At 63.8% G+C, this 4257-nt stretch carries 4 protein-coding genes and 1 tRNA gene; 2 read left to right on the top strand and 3 right to left on the bottom strand.

What is annotated here, in order from left to right; genetic code table 11:
* The 3 genes from Q0520_RS06920 to Q0520_RS06910 form a co-directional block, all read right to left on the bottom strand.
* The coding region (locus tag Q0520_RS06920) for an ABC transporter substrate-binding protein (RefSeq protein ID WP_342765245.1) at positions 1-626 on the bottom strand (626 nt) is incomplete at its 3' end.
* Positions 623-1123: a hypothetical protein gene (locus tag Q0520_RS06915; protein WP_298668026.1), complete on the bottom strand. Its 501-nt coding sequence runs from the start codon at positions 1121-1123 to the stop codon at positions 623-625. The genes Q0520_RS06920 and Q0520_RS06915, both read right to left, overlap by 4 nt.
* Before the next feature lie 34 nt (positions 1124-1157).
* Positions 1158-3272 (bottom strand): DEAD/DEAH box helicase, encoded by a 2115-nt coding sequence (locus Q0520_RS06910; protein WP_298668023.1) that lies wholly within the window; start codon positions 3270-3272, stop codon positions 1158-1160.
* A gap of 84 nt (positions 3273-3356) precedes the next feature.
* On the opposite strand from Q0520_RS06910, the gene Q0520_RS06905 reads away from it, so the two are divergent.
* Both Q0520_RS06905 and Q0520_RS06900 read left to right on the top strand, forming a co-directional pair.
* Positions 3357-3704, top strand: a complete 348-nt coding sequence (locus Q0520_RS06905) for a 4a-hydroxytetrahydrobiopterin dehydratase (protein WP_298668020.1) — start codon at positions 3357-3359, stop codon at positions 3702-3704.
* Positions 3705-3938: 234 nt separating this feature from the next.
* Positions 3939-4013 (top strand) — tRNA-Met (locus Q0520_RS06900).
* The last annotated feature ends 244 nt before the right edge of the window (positions 4014-4257 follow it).

Here is a 4257-nt window from a genome sequence, read left to right as displayed (position 1 = left end):
CCGTCGTTCAGGCCAAGGAGACCTCCAAGAGCCTTCACCTCACCGAGATACCCTGAGGGCGAGGTGGAGGTGACCCGCACAACCGGGATCCCGGCTTCGGAAATGGCTTTGGCGGCACTGTCCCCACCTGCCCCGGCCTCGACGAAGACAGCATCGGGACCGAGGGAGAGGACCGCAGCAGTATCGGCGTGCCAGGGGCTCCCGACCACCGGACGACCGACAACCTCCGGGAAGAAGGTCCGGGCCTTTGCCGTGTTAGAGTCGATCCCGACAACATTCTCCATCGGGTAACCGATCGAGCGGAGTGTCTCCAGCACAGAGGGGTGCATGGCGACTGCCCGCCGTACAGGGCGATCAAAGGTGGGGGGAGTGCTCTCTGCCGCACCAGTCCATGTCCAGGGCCTGCCTTCCCAGTAATACGAGACAAAGGCGGCGTCGGCAAGGTCGGACGACGACGGCGCCGGACCCGTGCCATTCCGGTACTCAGCGTCCAGGTAGGCAAAGGCCGCCGATACGAACTCCCCCTCGGTGAGGACATTGTCACCGTTGCTGTCACAGGGCACTGCAGCCAGCGAGGGAGGGATCAGGAGGAGGAGGAGGAACGCAACAACAAGGACGCACCTCATAGATATCGCCTCCTGAAGAACGCCACGGCAGTCAGGGCGCAGAGAGCGGACAGGGCTGTCCAGCCGGGGAGGCGGCGAGTCGCGGCAGGGGTCCCGGCATCCACTCCTGGTCCGGCACCGAGGACTACAGGTGTTTCGGCAATGACGCCGCGTTCCTGGTTGAGGAAGTCCTCCCAGACACCGGTAAAGGTGCCGCCCCCGGAATCGGGGGCACGGACCAGATACCTGATAGCAGTGTCGTTCAGGACGACAAAGGAAACCTGTTGCCCCTTGATCGAGACCCTGCCTGGCGGATGGGTGGTGGAGACGAAGGTGAAGCCCGGGGGGATGGTCTCGACGATGCCGCCGACTGTGATCCCGTCCGGGTCCAGTGTCACCACGAACTCCTCGCCAGGGAGAGGGGCGGTCGTGACCTGCCGTTCCGGAACCGCCTGTACGGGAACCACCACAACGGCCACGACCACACAGAGGAGGAGCATGAGGAGGAGGGACTTCATTACAGAAATTCTGAGGAAGAGACTCCAGATATAGTTACCCCCCCATGTGCACCGGCGCGGCGGCAAGGGCCGCGGCAAGGGCGTCGCAGTCATGGGCGTCGACCGCGACCATCCGGGTAAAGAGGGGAAGGGGAAGGAGCGTACCATATTTCCAGTCCGACGGGTCGGGCAGGGGAAGGGTAGAGGCAATGGTTGCGGCAGGCCAGGTCCGCACTGCACAGAGGGCTTCGTATACCTCACCTCGCGGGTCAGGGCCGGTCACCCCTTCGACAAGGAGACAGAGATCTGACGCCCTGACCTTCGGGCCATCGCCAAGGGCATGCAGGAGGAGAGAGGCGAGCATCCTGTTGAAGTGCCCGCCAAGACATGAGAGGACAAAGATCCCTTCGGAACACTCGGTGACGAAAAAACCGCCGGCAAGGATGCCAGACCCGATGCTGGCGGCGATACCCCGGATCGCCGCCTGCTCTTTCCTGGCGAGGGGGAGGGACGACCTGCCGCGAGCGAGGATGCCCTGCACGGAACGGGCGATGACCGGGCTTATCGGTGCACCGCTCCCCGACCAGAAGGGGCGGCGGTCTGAGGCGCGTGGTCCGCCGGCCGCACCGACAACGGTAGCGATGTGGTGACCGGGGTCGAGGGCGATGATCCGCCACCGCCGACCGCCCAGGGTGCAGACCGTCCCCACGCCGCCGGCGACGAACCGTGCGTCGAGGTCGCCCACCTCTTCTCCCTCAGGAGTGAGGGCCCTGAAGGCGGTGTCCGTCGCAAAGATGGAGAGAAGGGCCGACCAGTGGTACCGGGAGAAGTCCCTCTCTGCCGCGGGGCCGGGCATCAGGAAGGGGCCGTCTGTGGCAAGGTAGCCGGTGGCGACGAGGTGGTCGATGATGACCCCGGCATCGTCGGGCGGTATCCCGGCGAAGACCGGAGACGATAGAAGGGACGAAACCAGGGAACGGCGCGGGAGACGTCCGGCACCGGCAAGAGCGAGGAGGAGTTGCTGCACAAAAACGGTGTACGGTAGAGACGGGGGTCTCAGGGGCTCGACCTCCCGGCGCACCGCCGCCTCGATCGCCCCGACTGCAAGGAGGAGGTCAAGGTCAGACCCGAGGACGAAGGCCATCCGCGCCGCACCGCCCCGCCTGCCTGTGCGGCCGAGGCGCTGGAGGAACGAGGAGACGGAGGTGGGCGGGCCGACCTGCACTACGAGGTCGAGGCCGCCGATGTCGATCCCGAGTTCGAGGGTGCTCGTGCAGATGACGCAGGAGGACGGCGCCGAGAGCGAGTCTTCGGCCTCCCGCCGCATCGCGGCGGAGAGGGATGAGTGGTGGACGGAGAGACGGTCGACCTTCCCTTCCAGGGCTGTAGCAAGTCCTTCGGCCTCGCTCCGGCTCCGTACGAAGACAAGTGCCCGGGTCCCGGCGACGAGACCGGCGACGGCGGCGGCCTGTTCGTCCCTCCCGGGGGCAAGAGTGAATGAGAACTGTTTTTTTCCGGGCCTGTGAGGGGAAGTGACGAGTCCGGCCTCGCGGCCCGGCCCGGAGAGCCAGGCAAGGATCTCGTCAGGGTTGCCGACTGTGGCCGAGAGGCCGATCCTCTGGAGAGGGCGACCGGCGAGGCGGTCGAGACGGTCGAGGAGGCACCTCATCTGGACACCACGCAGATCGGCGGCAAAGGCGTGGACCTCGTCGACGACGACGAACCTGAGGCGGGCGAGATCGGACCTGAGAGAGGGGTCGAGGAGGATCACCTCCAGGGACTCAGGTGTCGTGATGAGGATGTGAGGGGGGTCGCCACCCGACCAGGAGCGTTCTCCCTTCCCGACATCGCCGTGCCACTTCCCGACCGAGAGGCCGGCAGGGGTGCAGATCTCCAGCATCCTCTCCTCCTGGTCGTTGATCAGGGCCTTCAGGGGGGAGAGGCAGAGACAGGCAACGCCGGAGAGACCGCCCTTCAGGACGGTGTCGATCACCGGGATGAGTGCGGCCTCGGTCTTGCCCCCGGCCGTGCCGGCGACGACGAGGAGGTCCCGGCCGTCGGCCGCGGCCGTGCAGGCCGCCTCCTGCACGGGGCGCAGGTCGTCCCATCCGAGGCGACCGGCGATAATGCCCTGGAGGGTGGGGTGGAGGGAGGAGAAGACGGCTGACATGAAGAAAAGTGTGGGTTTCACCCATAACAACATTCCACTGCGCACGGGCAAAATATCATATACGCGGAACAGGAAGGCACTACCATGCCTCTCAGCAGGGAGTCGGCAGAGCCCATCGTGCCCGGTGCAGCGCCTCTCACCAGACGGGAGATCCTGGGCCTCCTTCCCGGCGTACCGGGATGGTGCCTGGAGGACGGGAGGCTGAGACGCAGGTTCGTCTTCACATCAGCCGGCGAGGCATGCACTTTCATCAACGAGGTCATCGCCCTCGGTTCGGAGAGAGCAAGCCACTACCCGGACATCTGTCTCAGGAAATACCGCGAGGTGGAAGTCTCGTGGTACACCTATTCCTCGGGCGGGTTGACGCGGACCGACTTCGTCCTTGCCGCACAACTGGGGGAGAGGGTACGGCCGAAGGGGTTATTCAGGTGAACCGGTGCCACGAAATGAGAGGGCCACACCTGCCGGCCAGGATATCGGCGACGGGGAGAGACGGGATCATACAATTTTTTGTGGCGACAACCCGCGCAGGGGTTTATCCGCACTTTTTTGCGTGGCAGCTTCGATTTTACCACGTACAGGGTGGGAAAAAGAGGTTACATATCAACCTATCCACCCCGCCAGAGGGAAACTATATAACGTGGGAAAACCCAGTTAATATACCGGAGCGAGGTAGGGTAGTCAGGAAATCCCGACGGGCTCATAACCCGTAGACCGATGGTTCAAATCCATCCCTCGCTACTATTCTGATATTTTTTCAAGCGCATGACTTTTTTCTCACCGTGATGCACTGCAACCCAGATTCCATTCTCCTGACAGGGTCATGAAAGGGTGCTCCGGTCACAGGACGACATCGACGCGGATACGTCGGTGCCGAACATCAATCAATACAGAGACGAGAAAGGAAAAAGAGAGTTCAGTCCACATCCAGGCGGGTCTGGATGCTTCCTTTCGTAAACTCGACGCACCTGCTATCGCAGCACTC

The organism is uncultured Methanofollis sp., assembly GCF_937919355.1.
Taxonomy (GTDB): Archaea; Halobacteriota; Methanomicrobia; order Methanomicrobiales; family Methanofollaceae; genus Methanofollis.
This window is presented reverse-complemented; position numbering and strand designations above follow the sequence as displayed.

What these genes read in the sequence shown, in the direction of transcription:
- Q0520_RS06915 (WP_298668026.1), bottom strand. Translation starts at nt 1,123, where the DNA reads ATGAAGTCCCTCCTCCTCATGCTCCTCCTCTGTGTGGTCGTGGCCGTT.
- Q0520_RS06910 (WP_298668023.1), bottom strand. Translation starts at nt 3,272, where the DNA reads ATGTCAGCCGTCTTCTCCTCCCTCCACCCCACCCTCCAGGGCATTATC.
- Q0520_RS06905 (WP_298668020.1), top strand. Translation starts at nt 3,357, where the DNA reads ATGCCTCTCAGCAGGGAGTCGGCAGAGCCCATCGTGCCCGGTGCAGCG.